This is a genomic window from Paraglaciecola sp. L1A13, assembly GCF_009796745.1.
Classification (GTDB): Bacteria; Pseudomonadota; Gammaproteobacteria; order Enterobacterales; family Alteromonadaceae; genus Paraglaciecola.
Genome location: NZ_CP047024.1, coordinates 330,412 through 349,002 on the forward strand (window position 1 = coordinate 330,412; position 18,591 = coordinate 349,002).

At 42.3% G+C, this 18,591-nt stretch carries 10 protein-coding genes and 1 tRNA gene; 4 read left to right on the forward strand and 7 right to left on the reverse strand.

Annotated features, from left to right (window positions below):
• Positions 1-254: 254 nt before the first annotated feature.
• Positions 255-2,453 carry a DNA helicase RecQ gene (recQ, locus tag GQR89_RS01350; RefSeq protein WP_158768392.1) on the reverse strand — a complete coding sequence of 733 codons (2,199 nt, stop codon included), beginning with the start codon at positions 2,451-2,453 and terminating at the stop codon, positions 255-257.
• 307 nt (positions 2,454-2,760) lie between these two features.
• A complete protein-coding gene (locus GQR89_RS01355) occupies positions 2,761-6,975 on the reverse strand; it encodes a cache domain-containing protein (protein ID WP_158768393.1) in 4,215 nt (1,404 codons plus the stop codon).
• Positions 6,976-7,228: 253 nt separating this feature from the next.
• Here GQR89_RS01355 and GQR89_RS01360 point away from each other — a divergent pair, with 253 nt between their 5' ends.
• Positions 7,229-8,278, forward strand: coding sequence for an MBL fold metallo-hydrolase (locus GQR89_RS01360; RefSeq protein WP_158768394.1), 1,050 nt, complete (start codon positions 7,229-7,231; stop codon positions 8,276-8,278).
• Between the two features lie 125 nt (positions 8,279-8,403).
• On the opposite strand, the gene GQR89_RS01365 is transcribed toward GQR89_RS01360, so the two are convergent.
• The gene (locus GQR89_RS01365; RefSeq protein WP_158768395.1) at positions 8,404-9,150 is read right to left on the reverse strand and encodes a ZIP family metal transporter; all 747 of its coding nucleotides are present in this window, start codon (positions 9,148-9,150) and stop codon (positions 8,404-8,406) included.
• Positions 9,151-9,428: 278 nt separating this feature from the next.
• Here GQR89_RS01365 and GQR89_RS01370 point away from each other — a divergent pair, with 278 nt between their 5' ends.
• Positions 9,429-9,884 carry a hypothetical protein gene (locus tag GQR89_RS01370; RefSeq protein ID WP_158768396.1) on the forward strand — a complete coding sequence of 152 codons (456 nt, stop codon included), beginning with the start codon at positions 9,429-9,431 and terminating at the stop codon, positions 9,882-9,884.
• Positions 9,885-9,938: 54 nt separating this feature from the next.
• Here GQR89_RS01370 and GQR89_RS01375 read toward each other — a convergent pair whose 3' ends face one another.
• Both GQR89_RS01375 and GQR89_RS01380 read right to left on the reverse strand, forming a co-directional pair.
• The gene (locus GQR89_RS01375; RefSeq protein WP_233269048.1) at positions 9,939-10,598 is read right to left on the reverse strand and encodes a hypothetical protein; all 660 of its coding nucleotides are present in this window, start codon (positions 10,596-10,598) and stop codon (positions 9,939-9,941) included.
• A 793-nt stretch (positions 10,599-11,391) separates the two neighbouring features.
• Positions 11,392-11,468: transfer RNA gene (locus GQR89_RS01380), tRNA-Arg, on the reverse strand.
• 386 nt (positions 11,469-11,854) lie between these two features.
• On the opposite strand from GQR89_RS01380, the gene GQR89_RS01385 reads away from it, so the two are divergent.
• Positions 11,855-13,222 (forward strand): alkaline phosphatase PhoX, encoded by a 1,368-nt coding sequence (locus tag GQR89_RS01385; RefSeq protein ID WP_158768398.1) that lies wholly within the window; start codon positions 11,855-11,857, stop codon positions 13,220-13,222.
• 160 nt (positions 13,223-13,382) lie between these two features.
• On the opposite strand, the gene GQR89_RS01390 is transcribed toward GQR89_RS01385, so the two are convergent.
• Positions 13,383-14,597 (reverse strand): AGE family epimerase/isomerase, encoded by a 1,215-nt coding sequence (locus tag GQR89_RS01390; RefSeq protein WP_158768399.1) that lies wholly within the window; start codon positions 14,595-14,597, stop codon positions 13,383-13,385.
• A gap of 19 nt (positions 14,598-14,616) precedes the next feature.
• Positions 14,617-15,915 (reverse strand): trehalase family glycosidase, encoded by a 1,299-nt coding sequence (locus tag GQR89_RS01395; RefSeq protein ID WP_158768400.1) that lies wholly within the window; start codon positions 15,913-15,915, stop codon positions 14,617-14,619.
• Positions 15,916-16,099: 184 nt separating this feature from the next.
• Between GQR89_RS01395 and GQR89_RS01400 the strand changes: the two genes are divergently transcribed.
• Complete coding sequence (locus tag GQR89_RS01400; protein WP_158768401.1) at positions 16,100-18,547, forward strand: TonB-dependent siderophore receptor; 2,448 nt, start codon at positions 16,100-16,102, stop codon at positions 18,545-18,547.
• The last annotated feature ends 44 nt before the right edge of the window (positions 18,548-18,591 follow it).

Genomic DNA, 18,591 nt, shown 5'->3' on the forward strand with positions numbered 1-18,591 from the left:
ACGTCGCCTCGCTAGCTCGTTCTATGGAGCACGGGCGGCATGCGTAGAGAACCCAGCCATAATGACCTGTCATTTGATGACGTTTCGCATTAAACCAAGGTACCAATTGCGTTTATTTCAACGCCACTATGGCATAGCGTAGTATTGCCGGCCTGATCCACATCAAGGAAAATTAATTGTGCTAACAAGGGATGGTTCACTGTTCCCTACAATGGATTGCTCATTGTATCGGGATGATTAGGGAATAAACTGATTCAAGCGCCTTTATGTTGCACAAAATACACCCTTAATAAGTGTAATTGCTGGTAATTTATTTGTGTATTAAGCGCATCGAACACGGGCTTTAAACGCTCTGCTCCGTGTTGCTTAAACGCGTTGAGGGCTTGGTCGATTTCAGTTTTACTTAGCTTGGTTGCCAAAAGCAGTCGCTCGGGTTCATTAAGACATTCACCTGCTTGCACATAGTCATACAAGTGCTTATTGATGGTGTTAGCTTTAACCTTGTGCAAAGTGGCAAGCGCTTCGATATCGTTACCGTCTTGAAAGGCGTTGATAATTTCAAGGGTTTTGGCACTGGTTTTTTGTGAGCTTTGGCTGCTTGATTTGGTGGCTTTACTGGGGGCTTTACTGGGGGCTTGGTCGTTACTAACTTCTTGTAAATTATTTTGCTGGCAATAATCACTGATAAGCTGCAAAAATATCTCACCGTATTTGTCTAATTTAGCCTGACCGACTCCGTGAATTTTCAATAAACTCTGTGATGAGCGAGGAAAGTAGTAAGCCATTTCGCTTAACGTGCGATCAGCGAACACAGCATAAGGTGGAATATTGTCGGCATCAGCTAAGCGTTTTCGCTCTGTTTTAAGTATTTGTACTAGCGCTGCGTCGCCTGGTTGCGCCGAGGTGGTACTGGTTTTACTGCTAACGGTTGCTTGTTGTAGCAGGGCGAAGAAGGGGGCATTGCCTTTGAGTACGTCAGCTGCTTGTTTGGTCAGGCGCAGCCCGCCGAATTGTTCATCTTGACTCAATAACCCCTTTTGCAATAGCTGGCGCGATAGCACCATCCACTGCTTTTTGCTGTACTCGTTGCCAATGTTGTAAGTTGAAAGCAAGTTGTGCTGGTTTTGCAGTATTTTTTCAGCGTTTGAGCCTCGTAATACATCAATAATATGGCTGGCACCAAAGCGCTCACCGGTACGATACACACAAGAAAGAAATTTTTGTGCTGCAACCGTTAAATCACTTTTTTGCTTGCTCTCATTACAGCAATTATCGCACTTTGCACAATTTTCACTTTGCGGTGTTTCGGCAAAATACTGCAGTAATGGCAATCTACGGCAAGTGTCTGTTTCAGCCAGTGCCAGCATTTGATTTAGGTGCCCGGTGGCAATCCGTCTTTCCTGTTCGTCGGAAATCTGGTCGATAAAATAGCGTATTTTCCCGGTATCTCCATAACCAAAGAGCAAAAGACAATCGGCAGATAAGCCATCGCGACCGGCTCGGCCAATTTGTTGATAATAACCTTCAATATTTTTTGGTAAATCGTAATGCAAAACATAGCGCACATCAGGTTTGTTAATACCCATACCAAAAGCAATGGTGGCCACTACAATATGCACATCATCGCGAATAAAGCGTTCTTGCGCATCATTTCGCCTAGCACTGCTAAGCCCTGCATGATAGGCCGCCACTGAGTAACCATCGGCGCTGAGTTTGCCGCTCAGCTCATCAACCTGCTTACGTGACAGGCAGTAAATAATGCCGGATTGATCTGGATGCAGCTTGATAAAACTGGTGCATTGCTGGTAGGGATTGTCTTTAGGTAATACCTCTAAATATAGATTTGGCCTGTCAAAACTGGCAATGAATTCGCTGTTATCAGGAATATGAAGCTGTCGCTTAATGTCGGCTCGCACCCGCGGGGTAGCCGTGGCAGTCAGGGCAACGCACACCGCACTGGGGAACTGCTCAAGTAACAGATTCAGTTGGCGATATTCAGGACGAAAATCATGCCCCCATTCTGAAATACAATGGGCCTCATCAATGGCAATACAGGCCAGTGGGACGCTTTTTAATAGCGCAATAACATTGGTTTGCAAAGCCGTTTCTGGTGCTAAAAATACCAATTTACAACGTTGCTCGCCAATAGCCTGCAGGTTGTCTTGATATTCCTGTTTTGAAAGGGAGCTATTTAATACACAAGCTGGAATATTGAGTGCTTGGAGTTGGCGCACTTGATCTTGCATCAGTGAAATGAGGGGGGAAATAACCACTGTCAGGCCATCAAACAATAAAGCCGGAATTTGATAACACAACGATTTACCGCCGCCGGTAGGCATGATCGCCAGAGTATTTTGCTTGTTGAGTACGTTGCCGATAATCGCTTTTTGCGACTGGCGAAACTCGTTAAAACCAAACACTTCTTTAAGGATTTTACTGGCTTGGTCGATCACGCATTATGTCCTTCTTAAGTGGTTATTATTTGCTCATACAATGCTATAACGGTAACAATATTTTTTTAAAAATTCGTTGTCTACGTTAAGATCGGATTTAATGGAAGGTATGTAAAAAATCCATTTAGCGTTACTGTGGCCAAGTGTGTTTGCATAAAAATGCCACTGTAACAAACTCTGCAAAAAGCTTAGATATACAGTTATTAGCGAGGTTGAAAATGCATACCTATTCATCGTACATAAGATGCATTATGAAGCGCACCGAGGTGTTGCCTATCTCAAATATGCTTACGGCTTAATGTGATCCTCATTTTTGCAGATTACTGCGGATCAAATTAGCGCTATTGGTTAAGCTGCCTATAGTACCCAAAACACCCATTGCTGATGCCACGATCATATACAAAGAGTTACCCGATGTCAGAGCAATTGTGCCAATAACCATCACAATCAGTAACGTCACGGGTAGTCTATAACTCTGCCACCGGCCCAGGTTACCCTCCGCGACCAGTTGGTGAAGGGTTTCTCTGTCTTCGGCATACTGAACAAAATAAGCAAAACTTTTATTGACGATATGTACCCTGCCTCGTTTAACTTTTATGAGCCCATTCAAAGCCAAATGTTCTAACATTTGCAGATTAGCGGGATTTACTCGTTTGTTTTGGGCCAAATAGAATAGTGCTAGCTTCTCTGCTGCTGAACAGGATTCCCACTTGAAACGATAAAGAGCTTCAGACTTAAGTAAAATAAAGTTAATTGATGCCCATTCTTTGTGGGTTTTTTGCCAATCTTTGAGGTATATCCAACGCAATAAATTAAACGACTTATACCATGTGTTAGCGATGGGTAAGTTTAATTCAGAACGAAGAAATTCCAACATTGGAAATGCATCCACTTCATGTTGAATAAATTTTAAATCTAGATTTTCTTTAAGGTCCGAGGGGACTAAAACCGAGAAATCCATGAGACATTCAGCCCACGAGAAATATTCCCCGTGTTCAAGTTGTTGGGCGCTTTGTCCTTGAGAATTTAGCAGCGTATCTTTTAAACACAAACGTTGCAGGCTATGGAATTCACTGATAATAGTGACGCTGGCAAGGTGCCCTGCAATTTCTAGCGATTTTAAATGATTAATAAAACGTAGCAGTAGTTTTCTTTGTATGGGCAGCTCTAAAGTCATTTCTATATCCCATAGCGTTAATGCTATTCCTTCTTTGCTTCTTTCTAAGGATATTTTCATATTGGGAAAAGGATTATCTTGTCCGGCAATCTCCACTAACGACGGACAAAGAGTGAAAAAATTACCAAATAATACGGGTAAATGTTTTGCCTTGTTTTGCCATTGCTGTAATAACAGAGCAATGTTGTAACCGGCAGTCGGAACAGTATTCAAGTCGAGCACTAATGCCTTATTCGGATAATAGTCATCTATTTTATAGGGGCGGTTAACAATTTGATTGAGATGGCGCAAAAACTCCGGTGGCCCGAATAAGCGCACGGCCAAAATGAGTTTATTAAAACGTACCCAGATAAAACAAAGTATTAAAAAACTGACAACCATAATAAATAAATACCCGTTCAGATCTGCAGTGCGCGCAAGTTTCAATTCTTCGGTTTCTTCGGTTTCTTCGGTTTCTTCATTCTCTCCTGTTTGCTTTTTATCTTCTTTAAAACCTAAATAACGGATTACCCAGCTTTTCATATCTGATGTATTAACAAGCTTGCCAAAGTGGCGAACGTCTTTAGGTTGCAAATACGGGGTGTCAGTTGCCTTTGACGTTAAGGTTTCTTCCCACTCATCAGAGATGGGCATAAGACTCAAGGGGGCCACATGAAATCGGCTGATCGAATTAGGATACCGGTTAAGTGCACTGGTATGTAATTCCTGACGTTCTTGATTTAATCTAGCGGGATATAACTTCTGGGTGTAGTACCAATTCAAACTTAACGACGAAGACATGCCGACCTGTTGCAGGTAAAAAGTGCATAAAGCGCCCGTAAAAATATAACAAATGGTTAATACGAATGCGCCCCTTTTGCTGTTTATTGGCTGACGCTGCGCCTGGCGTGACTTGCGATAGTATTTCTGATATTCGAAATATCCCCAAGCCAAACATGCGACGGCAGCCAGTACTGTAAGCCAATACACATAAGGTGGTTCTATTCCATTTGAGCGGTTAAGAGCATTGTCGAGCCAAAAACCAAGATAGATGCTGGCAATATAAATTGAACTAAACAACATGATTTTGCGCCGTTCAATAACCAATGGAATTGACCATTTTAATTTGATTAAACCAGTATCAAAAAAGTGTCGCATTATGACTATGCACAGCGAAATAAATAATAATATTACGGCCATGGTGATGCTGTTTAGCAGAAATAGATTGGTCATAAAAATATCAAGACTGTCACTTGGCATAAATATCACCAATGCCCATTGCTCGATGGGCATTTTTTGATAACTAAAAGTACCGGCTACTCCATGATAAAACCCTTCGACCCAATCTCCTTTTTTTCCCAAACCCGCGCGTATACGGTGCGTGATTTTCTCGCTTCCTTGACCAAAACTAAATAAATTTTCCACTAAGGTGCGATCTTCGTCTAAATGAAATAAAACCTGACCAGAGTCTCGATCGACGACCATATATGTCATGTCTAATAATTTATTAGGCTGATTAAATTCAGTCATCGTTAGGGATGGAAGGGTGATGTCGGCCACCATGACATAGCCTTCGCCGTTTTCTTGAGGGTCGTCGTAAAGGGGCATACCTATTGTGCTGCCACGTGTTCCGTTATTAAGATTCAGCAGGCGCTGTATATAGAAGTTTTTTATATCCGGTGGACTTTGCTTACCTGCCGACTTAGATAGGTCACCGAACTTCGCTTGCCAGCCTTTTAGGTCACGGACATTTCTAAAATATTGCCTCTGTGCAAGTTGGAAGCTGGTCGGTTTTTTATTATTTTCGTTGAAAAAAAACATCGGCATAGTATCGCTACCGTCTTTATCCAAAAGCACAATATTCAAAATTTTAGTCTGTTGGGTGATCCCTTTTTCAGCGTTAAACCACTGGGCATATTTTTCATCATCTTTTTCGCTAGGAATAAACTGCAGGCCGGGGGCAAAAAAGTTTATCTGATTCAATCGTTTTTTGTTTGTAATAACCGATTCGAGATCACAGTCAGTGGGCCTATCCACAGTTTGATAGACATCTGTTAGCGTGCTGTAACTCCACTTTGTTTTTTCTTTAATTGCATCGGGCGTTTGATAATTGTCACAGTGTAATAGAAGTGAAGCGAGTGCTGTACGTTCTGCTGTTTCTGTTTGCTGAACAGTGTTTCCAGGTAAGTTTTCTGGCAGAGCTTCAAGCAAATTGCGATAAAATCTACGGTATTTTTTGAGCTCATCAACTATCTCACTCATTTCTCGATTAAATCCAGAATTGATACTTGTCAGTAGTTGCTTTGCTTGCGTTTTTTTATAGCTCTGTTCGGTGGTTTTTTCCCCATAAGCGAACAACAGTGAAATAACCATTACAAAAAGAAGATAACTGCAGACCATTGTTAAGTAATAAAAGATATCTCCCACAGCTTGATTGTTGGATAACATAAACAGACGTGACATGACCCAAGCAAAGATCAAGAGCAGCAAAGTGATAGATAGCAAACTCAAATTCCAGCGCTGGCTTTGCTCTGCTTTAAGCATGGGTTTGGGCAGTACACCCAATACGTAAAGAGGTTTTGATATATCACCGATGAGTTTGTCTGTATTGCTCAGTTTGTAGGGATAAATGAAGATGCGGTACTCACCTGCTGTGAGTTGCAAATCTAAAAAATGATTGAAACCAGGTAGTTTTTGCCCTTCAACGGTGGAAGATTGCTGGTTGTCGGATGCAAGATCTTTCCAACTGAGATTTTGTTTTTCGGCAATAAGTCGACTTATATGGTTAACGTTAATGATTGAAAGAGCCGATTGTTCGCCGCGACTCGCGATAACTTTATTAGATTGATTAACGAATAAATAGAGACTAAAGCCCGCTTTGGGGACGGGCAGAATGTCATTGCTGGCAACACTTGCGCAGGCGATGTACTTATTTACCTTCTTTTCTATTTCCGGTTCTTTGACATCGTCAATTCCTTTTGGCTTAACTAAAAAATTTTGCCCGTCGAATTGGTAATAAAACAGATTGGTTTGTGCGCCAGTTTCATCCGTTGGTTTACAGCTTTTGCTTTGCTGGCTTGTCAGCTTTGCACTTTTATAACTGGGCAGAATGGCCCGTATATTGGCTTCGCTTTCGCCCCATTCATACAAGCTAATTAATTGGGCGAGGTTATTATCTAGTTGTGAGGCGGCTTCAGACAACACTCGAAAATAATTGGTATTAGCAAAATTTTCTTGCTGCAGCCTGTATTGATAATAACCGAAGGCGACAATCGAAAAAATGCCAATCAAAGCAAGTAACCAAATACGTAAAAATTTTGGTTTACGGGGGAGGGTAGAATTGTTTTCCATTTGATTTTTGGCCATATCCCTAGCCTAAATGTTCACACTTGTATGATTATTGACCAATATCATGAGAGTGCAAATAGAAGTGGTTGATTATTTTCCCGTAATTAAGTTGAGCGGCTAGATTAGGTTAATAGTTACGGCTCTGGGGCGGCGTGTAGAAGTCACGATTTTTGCTATTCAAGGTTTTGATAGTTAATGATTCATCGTTGTGCGTGGTGGTTTAGATCAAAGTTGATTGTAATAGAGCGCTATAAAACGTGGAGTTCACCCAATGACAATTGATTTTATTGATGTGCAAGCACCTGAAGCTGGTCAATGGCAGCAAGTATCACCGGGTATTCTGTGGATACGCATGCCGTTGCCGTTTGAGCTGGATCATATCAACTTATATTTGATTGAAGATAATGACCCTGTCACCAATGAAAAAGGTTACGCGCTTATCGATACCGGATTTGGGGTAAACAAAACGCAAGAGTTATGGGATAGCCTACTAAATCAATTAGATGTGCCTTTAACCAAAATAATCGTCACCCACATGCATCCTGATCACATAGGTATGGCTGGTTATTTAGTCGATAAATATCGTGCGCCATTGTATATGAGTCATTCTGAATACTTTGTTGGCAGAGCTATGAGTGCAGGCAGCAGAGGTGCATCAGACTGGCAAGACGATGAATACCTTGTGCGCTGTGGTATGTCATCAGAGTACGTGGCAACCGCCAGTGAAAACCGCAAAACGAATAAAGGGGTAGGGCAAGTTATTCGGCCAATTCCTTTGCATCATGAACGTTTGCAAGAAGGCGATAATCTGACCATTGGTGGCCATCAGTGGCAGGTGTTGATTGGCAGAGGACACTCGCCAGAACATGTTTGCTTGTTTAACCCCACAACAAACGTATTGATATCAGGGGATCATGTGTTACCCATCATCACCCCGAATATAGGGGTGTACAGTACCGAGCCAAATGCTAACTCTCTGAAAATGTACTTAGACACTTTACCGCAGTTTAAAAACCTTCCACAGAACGCGCTGGTATTACCCTCTCATAAACAACCATTTGTTGGGTTACATAAGCGGGTTGATGAATTGATTGAGCATCATCATGAGCATCTTGCCAACCTAAAATCGTTTTGCGCACAAGGTAAAACTATCAAAGAATGCTTACCTGTATTGTTTAAACGGGAGTTAAACGAACACAATATGTTCTTCGCCATTGCCGAAGCGCTTGCGCACCTGAACTATCTGTATTTTGAGGATGAAGTAAGCCGAGATATCAACGAAGACGGGCACTATGTTTTTACTCTAGCCTGTGAGCATTGACGGGATGAGTAAAAATGATAGCAAAAGGATAAGCGACTTTTATTTTTCGTTTCAATAGGCATGAATCTCACTATTTTTAGCGACGCCTTGTTCAACACTATCGCGGAATTTTGATAAAAATATCGTTAGGGTATCGCCAAGTACAAGAGAACGATACCGGATACAAACGCCGCTAAGGTCACCGCTCTATCTTTTACATTGTGAGTTGTATCATTGTTTACTTTGGGGATTAAATCTGACGCACCGATGTAAATAAAATTACCTGCGGCAAAGGGAATAAGCCAAGAAACATCTATTTTAAAAGATAAAAAATAAGCGATTAATCCACCCAGTAAAAACGTCAGCCCAGATAGAAAATTGAAAAACAATGCTGAACGATTGGACCAGCCACCATCAGCAAGTACAGCGAAATCTCCTAACTCTTGTGGCACTTCATGTGCTGCGGCTGCGAGCCAACTGGCAATACCTAAACGGATATCGATTAAAAAGGTACCGGCTATTGCCATGCCACCCAAAAAATTATGCAGCCCATCGCCAAATAAAATTAAGTAGGTCAAAGGTTCTTTGTGTCCATCTTGCTGACTGGGTATTTGATGGGTGTGACGCCAATGCAAAAATTGCTCAAGAATGAAAAAAGCAGTAAACCCACTGATAATTAATAATCCAATCTTCCCTATACTCAGATTAGCTTTAAGCGCAGCAGGGATCATATGCAAAAATGCCCCTCCTAGAAGCGAACCCGCAGCGAAGGCAACCAAAGGTAATAGCAATTTTTTAAGGGTCGATGGCTTCAATAGCAGTGTTACACTACCCACCAGTGCTATTGAGCTCATCAATAAACTGCTGACAATTATCCAAGCCAATGTCGTCATTAAGCATGTCCCTTTTTATGTATCGCGCAATGCCATAACTAAGTATGTCGACGGTATATTACGTCAGGTTGAAACGACATTATTTTGGTTTGTACGATGGCTTTTTTAGCGAGTTACCACCAATTAGCGTGGTATATTTTACTGATATCACCAGTCTAAGATATATTTTTTGGCAGACTTACTGTTTGTTGTAAAAAATTGATTATCATCAACATAATTTTTATCACTTAACTGATAATTAGCGTTAATTACTATGCATATTTAATAAAGAGAACAAAATGCGGTTTGAAAAAACACGAGATGCCATTAAACATGCAAAATCATTTCATATTCGGTTAGCTAAACTATATGAGTTTCTGGCAACTAACGAAAATCCACAAAAAGTAGAATTATTATTAAATTACCTCATTAAGCACGAAAATGACGCTGCCCAAGCATTAGGAAATTATGAGAAAGACTCGTCTACCGGCATTCTAGATACTTATCTTCAATTCGCTAATGACCAAAATATACTTAAGATCCCAGAGTTTGAAACGTTGCAAACCGATAAATCCATGGAATATATTGCTGAATTGGCAACGAGATTTAGCGATGAACTTATTGAGTTATATAGCCAAGTAGAGCAAGAAGTGGATGAAATGCAGTTGAAAGAAATATTCACTAATTTAGTTGAGATGCAAAAACAAGAAAAACGAATATTATCAATGAATATTGACCGAATGATGGATATTTAAGCCTTCAAGCGCGATGTGTAATCAATGAGGCCAATAATCATGTTAGTGCAGAATTTAATCATTCATTTCTTGAATGGTTTTTATGATCAGGCTACCCAACTGCCGTGTGTTAAATAGGTTTCCGTTACTGTTTAGTAAACTGACATTCAGAATTTTAGCTAAGTTTCGTAATTTGGGTTTAACAGGGCTTATCTGTTCGCCGTTTAAGTCAATTTCAATTGTGCCTGTCTCAAGTTCACGGATAAGATAGCCCTGAAATGTAACTTCTTTAACAGACTTTATCTCAACTCTATTTTTAGGTCTGCCGCTTAATTTACTTAATGACAGCATTCGCTTAGTGTTTCTTTCATTGCCCAAAAGTTCAATCATCTCAGCGGTAGAGGTGTCTAATAACGTCTCTACCTGCATCTCGTCTGTATTAACACGAAGAATGATTACCCGGTCAACGAATTCAAGGGTGTTTGCATTAAACGTAACATGCCCCTTGTTTCCCATCATGGCCGTGGTCTTTACTGATATACGCTCGCCCTCAGCGCTAACTACGTCATAACCCCTTTGATTTACCTCGGTAGCCATTTGCCCGTTGGAAATTAGCGCCGCATATAATTCCCCAATACGGCCGCAAAGGTGACGTAATTCAGTCGGTGGCACACCCCAACTTAATTCTCGCTCAAACCAGTTCATCGCTTCGCCAAGCGATTGGATAATTTGCATTTGTGTTAAGGCCATAACGCCAAGCTACAAATGATGATTTACCATGAAAAACGATTATCACCCATGAAAAATGATTATATAAAGCATAATTTCGTGAATAATGATTACAAACTATATTATGACGGAAAATTTAAATCAATTGCGTGAAAAACCATTACAAGGCATTAAATATGATTATATTTACTGGCTCAGCGTGAATTTTGATTATTTATTAGTAAGCATTATGGTAGTCCATTACAAAAAAAGGGTAATACAACGAATTACCTTGAGTGGGCTAAAAGATACTGTCATCACTTAAAGCAGACGGATGAGATGTACCATAAATCTCAGCCAACTTGGGGCGAGATACATGGGTGATTATGGACGGCTACTGTGAATTCAAACTGACATATTGATCTTCCCCTAACTCTGTAGACACTTTTTACTTAGTAACAGGCGGAGTGGAAATCACATATCCCTAGATTACCGGACGCACTTACGATTGGCCGAATGAAACACTAACTAATTTGCCACCAAAAGAATATGAGCTGCTAAATTAGAAAAGCTTTATATAAAACTTATAGATAAAAGCGCTGGTTACAGTAGAGCAACACTTTATCGTGGCGGTACGATCGGGGGCAATCTTATCGTAGTGGATAAAGAAAGTGTTTATTACTCGCACTTTATTAATCTTTGCAGGATTTACTTATAGTCAAATGAGCACGTGTAAATTACGGTTCAGAGTGCATGTGGTCACAATCTGGTCACAGAGAATGAAGAGTTAGTGATTGATAACTTGATAGGCTTTTAGAAATGGTGCACCCGACGAGATTCGAACTCATGACCTTTGCCTCCGGAGGGCAACGCTCTATCCAGCTGAGCTACGGGTGCAATAATATATTTTACTTTCTTCGTTTTCATCCATGAAGCTTGGTTCCAACCAAATCATCGCGGTTTGTCGTTCTTCTTTCTCGACGTGACGTTCAACTACCTCTCGTCACTTCGCGACTAATCATTAGCCAGCTAAGCTAAAAGCGCTTCATTTTGTGAGCGCTGATTCTAATGAAATACAGCGTTTTTTCCACTTTTATTTAGTTTTATTTTTGTCGATATATGTTTAATGTCGAGTTTTCTGGTTTATCGAACCTAGGTTACAAAATGAAGTTGTCATATTGGCGTGATATTCCCTTCTAATCATAAATTAACAGAATAAATTGGTTATGTGATAACATAACGCTTTTAATGTGGGGCTTTATTTTAACTTTTTGGGCGAGATTATGATTTCTAGAAGACAGTTTACTTTGGGCGCAAGTGCGTTAGCGTTTGGTGGTCTTACGGCGAGTTATTTTGGCAAAGTAAATGCAGCTTCTTTAGCTAAAAATACTCATGGGTTTGGTCCTCTTGTCGCCGATCCTCAGAATATTTTGGATTTGCCCGATGGGTTTGATTATCAGGTTATTTCACAATTGGGTGATGAAATGGCGGATGGTCTTACCGTACCAGATAGAGCTGATGGCATGGGTTGTTTCGCGTTAGACGAGGAGCGTGTTGTGCTTATTCGTAATCATGAGTTGCACCCAAGGGACTTAATCAAGGCTGAGTCGAGTATTAAACAACATAAGAGTCAGTTAGCTTACGACCAAAACAGTGATGGTGTGGCCTTACCTGGGGGAACCAGTAAGATGGTTTACAACCTGAAAACCCAAACGTTGGAAGAGCAGTTTTTGACCTTAGTTGGCACAGTGCGAAATTGTGCCGGTGGCGTGACGCCGTGGAATAGTTGGTTGACCTGTGAAGAGTCGGTACTTAAAGCGGGTACTGGTGTATCGAAATCCCATGGTTATATTTTTGAAGTGCCAGCCTCTGCTCAAGGGTTAATCAAACCACAACCCTTAACCGCCATGGGGCGCTTTAATCATGAAGCGGCAGCGGTAGACCCACGAACGGGGATTGTGTACTTAACGGAAGACCGTGGCGACAGCTTGTTTTATCGCTTCATTCCTCATCAACCAGGGAAATTAGCCCTAGGCGGTCAACTACAGGCCTTAGTGATTAAAGGCACTAAAGGTTATGACACACGTAATTGGGTAGCGGATCACATGCCGGTACAAGAGTGGGTGGATGCCCAGTGGATAAACCTAGATAGCCCTGAAAGCCCTGAAGATGACCTGCGTGATCGCGGTTTTAAAGACGGGGCAGCATTATTCGCTCGGGGTGAGGGGATCCATTGGGGTGACAATGAATTGTATTTTTGTTGTACCAATGGCGGTGCAAAGCAACTCGGGCAAATTATGCGCTATAAGCCGTCTTCTTTTGAAGGGCAACCAGAAGAAGCGAGTTCATCTGGAAAGCTACAATTGTTTTTACAAAGTGAAGATGAATCCCTGTACAACTTTGGTGATAACTTAACGGTTACGCCTTACGGTCATCTTTTAGTGTGTGAAGACCAGTACACCGACGTGGTTAATAATCATTTGCGCGGAGTTACCCCGCAAGGTGAAGCTTATAATTTTGCGCGTTTGAATATGCAAACGGAATTGGCTGGTGCATGTTTCTCACCAGATGGCTCAGTCTTATTCGTGAACCTCTATTCACCGACTAGAACCCTAGCCATAAGGGGACCATGGGATACGTTTGCTGGTTAATGTTATGTAAAGACTGGTAATTCAGCTAATAAACAAACAATAAAAAGCCTGCATGAAACCAAAGGGGACACAGTGTTTCATGCAGGCTAGTACTACCCGTTTACAGCGTTTGCTTTACTGATAGCGTTTACAAGGGATTACAGCAAGCGCTTGGGCTAACTTACGTCATAGGATGGCGGCGTACTAATTCGAGTACGTCAAAACAAGCGCCCATGGTGTGATAGTCGGTTTTGCCAATGGGGCTTTTGAGCTGGTCAATTTTTTGGTTGTCGTGGGTCAGTATTCTAAACCAGGCGCCGTATTGATGATCGACCATATGCTGCCAAGAGTACTGCCAAATTTTGTCGTACCATTGCTGATAAACAGCGTCACCGGTGTGGTGATGTAAGTAGGCTGCACAGCACATAGATTCCGCTTGAACCCAGAAGTATTTTTCATTGTCGCAAATGCTCATGTCTGGGGCGAAACCATAGAATATACCACCGTGTTCTTTGTCCCATGCGACTGCTAATGATTGGTCAAATAGGGCTTTGGCGCGCTGAATTAACCACGGGCGTTGGTCGTGCTTGGCAATGAATAATAGTAACTTGGCCCATTCTGTTTGGTGACCAGGTTGAAATCCCCAAGGACGAAACAGATTTTTCGGGTCGTCTTTGTTGTACTCAAGGTCGACTTGCCAATTGAGATCGTAATGTTCCCAAATTAAACCGCCCATTAGCGCCGCTTGTTGATTGGTCATCTTGTCTGCTAAGGCGATAGCGCGATCAAGAAAGCGACGTTCGTTACTGGCTTCATAGGCCGCTATTAACGCTTCACAGGTGTGCATATTGGCATTTTGACCGCGATAGTTATCACATACACTGAAATCGGCATTGCATTGGTCTTTGTAAAGGCCTGCGCTTGCATCCCAGAAGTGGGTTTCCATGGTGTCGAACGTGTCACTTAGGTATTCGCGCGCTTCTTCTAAGCCTGCGCGCAACGCCCAGCTGTAAGCGAGGATCACGAACGCAAAGCCATAACAGTGATTGGTTTGATCTTTTACGCTGACAACGCCCTCTTGCACGTCTATTAGCCAGTTATAACCGCCCGTTTCGGGTATGTAATGAGCGCTGCGAATAAATGCAATACCAGACTTTACCCGTGCTAGATATTTGGCTTCGCCGAATTCTTGATAGGCACGGGCATAGTTAAAGACAAAACGGGTTGAGCTCACTAGGTGGCGGGTGCCCTTGTCGTACACATCGCCGTTGTCTAGGAAGTTTTGATAGAAGCCGCCATGGGGGTCATCTACGTTGGCTTCGTAAAACTTGAGCGTGTCGCTTATATGGTCAAGCAGAAACGTAGGGCTGCTAAAATGTGGTGTGCTGTTTGTCATCTTAATCTCCTGACGTTACTTAAAGTAACCAATGCAACGCAATAGCTGCGGTCCACGAGAAGTCTTTACCACCACAACCTGCACCCGTTTCAGGGTTGAAGTATTCGTAGTAACCAGACAAATCGACTAATGCGCGACAGTCGCTCCGTAGTTTATCAGCGGTGTCTTGAAAGCCTTCACTTTCAAAGCCTAGGGCTATCATCCAGTTGATGTGTAACCAGATAGGCCCACGCCAGTAACGTTGTGGCTCGTAACGACTTTCTTCTGGGTGAGTAGAGGCGATGCAGTATTGACTCGCAGCGTTCCACTGTTTGGCCTTGGTGTTTAAGATTTCTTTTTGCTGCGCGTCAGCTAAGCCTGCAAATAAAGTCAGCATACCGGCTGACGTACGCACTTTACATAAGGTGTCTGTTAGTACGTTGCGGCAATAGAAGTATTGAGACTCAGGGCACCATAATGTTGAAATCGCGCTTTGCGTAAGCTCAATACGCTGAGCTAATACATCTAAGCGTTTGTCTTTAATGCCTAATGTTTCACCCAAAGCGAGTATATCTTTACTGCCTTTGTGCAATATAGCGATGATGGCAATGTCGTTTACCTTGTAAGGGCACTCATTGAAGATGACTTCGCTGTCGAATTTATGCTTCTTAAAGAAGTCGACCAAAAACAGAAAACGGTCGTATTCACTTTTATGCGGACGTTGCGATGAATCAACATGGCCAAGGTCACGACGTTCATATTCCCAATCTACACAAGGTACCGCTGCTAGAGCTTCATCCCACGCTGGGCTGTTGTCCATGCCGGATTCCCAAGGGTGGTAACTAACGACTAAACCCGTATTGAGTGGATCCCGCTCTTTATACCACCAAAGGTGGTAGTCAACTAAGTTAGAAAATAATGATTCGGCTTTACTGCGCGCTAAGGCTTTATCGTCAGCTGTGTCGAGCATATCTTTGATGACACTTGCCACCACGGGAGGCTGTGAAATAGACGTACTTTTTACCCGTTTATCTGAGCCCCAAATATCTGGACCCGGGAAATAAGTCGTGGAGTCTTGATGAAACAAGATGTGCGGCACCATGCCGTTATCCCACTGACCGTCAAACAATACTTCCAATTCTTGCCATGCACGGGGTTCGTCGAAGTGTTTCCAACCTAAGGCGGTAATAGCAGAGTCCCAGTTCCACTGGAATGGATACAAGCCATGGGTAGGCACAGTGTACCCACCAAGATCATTCGCAATCAGTGTCTCTTTGGCTTTTTCTATTAATGCAGCAGTATTTTCTGAAACATCTTTTCTATTAACATCATAAGTCATAATGGGTGCTCTTTTTGGTTTATTAGCCGACAAATGAATCTTAAAGCACTCATAATGGGTTGTAAATGTTTTTTTTGTGTGTTTAAATTTGATTTGTAGTAACAAATAAATAACATAACGTTAAACGTTCGCATCATTTATGACGAACACACTATTGACCATCTTTAAGAGATTGGAGAACACCATGAAAATGACACCTATTGCCTGTGCAGTATCGATACTTTTTGCTGCACCGTTATTTGCCCAAGAAGAAAAGACTGAGAAACCAAAGGCTGATGAATATGAAAACATCATTGTTACCGGTTCAAGCGTTGCGCGTACAGAAGCAGATACACCTGCTAAAACAACGCTGATTGGGAAAGACCAAATTGCGAACACAGGTTTTTCAAGTCAGGCAGACATATTGATGAGTGTTCCCGGTATTAAAGTGGAAGGTGGTGGTGGCGAAGTGGCAACCAACGCATTTGTAAGGGGTTTACCTTCAGGAGGCCAGTTCCAGTTTACGCCCCTTAATTACGATGGCATGCCTGCATTTCAGTCTGGGTTAACCTCTTCTGCACAGGATGTTTATTACCGCCCTGATATAGGTATAGAAAGAGTGGAATATGTTGGTGGTGGTGTATCTAACTTGTTCGGCCCTGGTTCAGTGGCAGGCATAATCAACTATATTTCTCGTAAAGGAAGTGACGACCCAGAAAGTACCGTTCAAGTAGAACTTGCCGAAGACGGTCGCATTAGAACAGATTTTTTCAATAGTGGTGCGTTATCAAGCGATGACAATATTTACTATGCTATCTCTGGTTTCTACCGTTACGACGAGGGCCCTCTAGATACTGGCCTACCCACTAAAGGTTACCAACTTAGAGGTAATATACGCAAAGAATTTGATGATGGTCATATCGCATTCCATGGTCAAATGATTAACGACAAAGTGCAATTCTTCTTACCATTGCCTTTAGAGGGCGCATCGCGTGACCGATTAACCGGTAATGACGGTGAAACCGTTTATGTTGCCCAGACGGTAGCTGCCGCTGACCTAAGTTACCCCACTGCGGATGGTACCTACGAGTCGCCTATTCGTGACGGTGTATCTACAGAAGGTGGTTCATTTGGTGTTGATTTTGAAAAAGAATTAACAGACACATGGCGCTTAAGCGGTAAAGCGAAAGCCGCAAGTTATGATCATCAATTCAATCTATTCCTTGACGGAGACGGTATCGCCAATACGCCTGAGCCTCAAAGTGGTTATGTTACCAACGCAGGCAGAACGGTAAATGGTGATTTGCTCAGTTCATTGGGCACGGCCAATTACACGTGGTCTGAAACAGGTAACGCCTTACCTGACGATTATTTAGTCTTCGGTAACCGTTTATTGGATCGCCAAAGAGACGGTGACTTTTTCAGCACTGAGTTTAACGTAACAGGTGAACTAGAAGCAGGCGGCTTTGACCATACTGTGAATATTGGTACGTTTTTCATTAACGCCTCGCAAATGGACTACAACATTATATCCAGTTACTTAGCTGATTTTAGTAACGGTAAGAATGCACGTTTAGTTGACCTGTCTTTTACTAACGAAGCAGGTGAAACGGTTCAGTATTCTAAAAATGGGGTTGTAGGGCCAGGTACGAGTTATACCAACAAAGACCTAACCAGTAAACGGATCGCATTTTATGTCACAGACCAAATGGAAAACGACAATTGGGCGTTTGATGTGGGTATGCGTGTAGAGCGCGCTGAAGGCACCACTAAGTCAGAAGGCAGTGAAGTGGTTGTAGTATCTGATGACCCGTCATTAGCATCTAACCTGCAAGTGAATACTACAGGTAACGGTCGTTTCACTTATGGTGAAGTCGGTACCACAGAAGCTGCTTTCTCTGGTGCGCTGTTATACAAAATGGATGACAGCGACATGAACTTGTACGCTAACGCATCAAAGGGTTATTTCTTCCCACAAATCAGAAGTATCACCTTTAACGACAACGGTGAGCCGCAAAGCTATGAAGGCGAAGATATTACCCTTGGCGCAATAGGTGTGAAGTACTTCCCGAAAGACTTATATATAGATGCATCACTGTTTATTGCTAATCTAGATAATCGTCGCTCTGTTGATTTCGAAAATGATGGTTCAGGCGGTTTACTTGAAGTGGTTAAGCAGCAATCTACTGAAACCACCGGTGCTGAAATTATTTCACGCTGGAATGTATCTGACGAAATCACGCTAGAAGGTAATATTACTTATCAAGATGCTGAATTTAGCGAAGGGGCTAATGTGGGTAAACAACCCAGAAGACAGCCTGAATTTACCGGCAACGCAGCGGTTTCTTATAACAACGGCTTTGTTGATGCACGTTTAGGCGTGAGTTACTTCGGTGATTCTTACGCCAATGACGACAACTCGGTTGAATTAGATAGCCACACTATTGCCACCTTTAATGCGGGTTATTCTTGGGAGCTTAATAACGACCAAGAAATAAGACTGGGCATTAGCGTATGGAATCTATTTGACAGTGAAGGAATTACGGAAGGTTCTCCACGTCAAGGAAATAGCCAAGTTTCTGGTGGTGAGTTCTTTATCGGACGTCCCGTATTGCCTCGTCGTGTGAGCCTAACCGCTCGGTATGATTTTTAAGTGAGTGTATTGGTGTCTGCTTGCGCCAATTAGGTTGAGTAGCT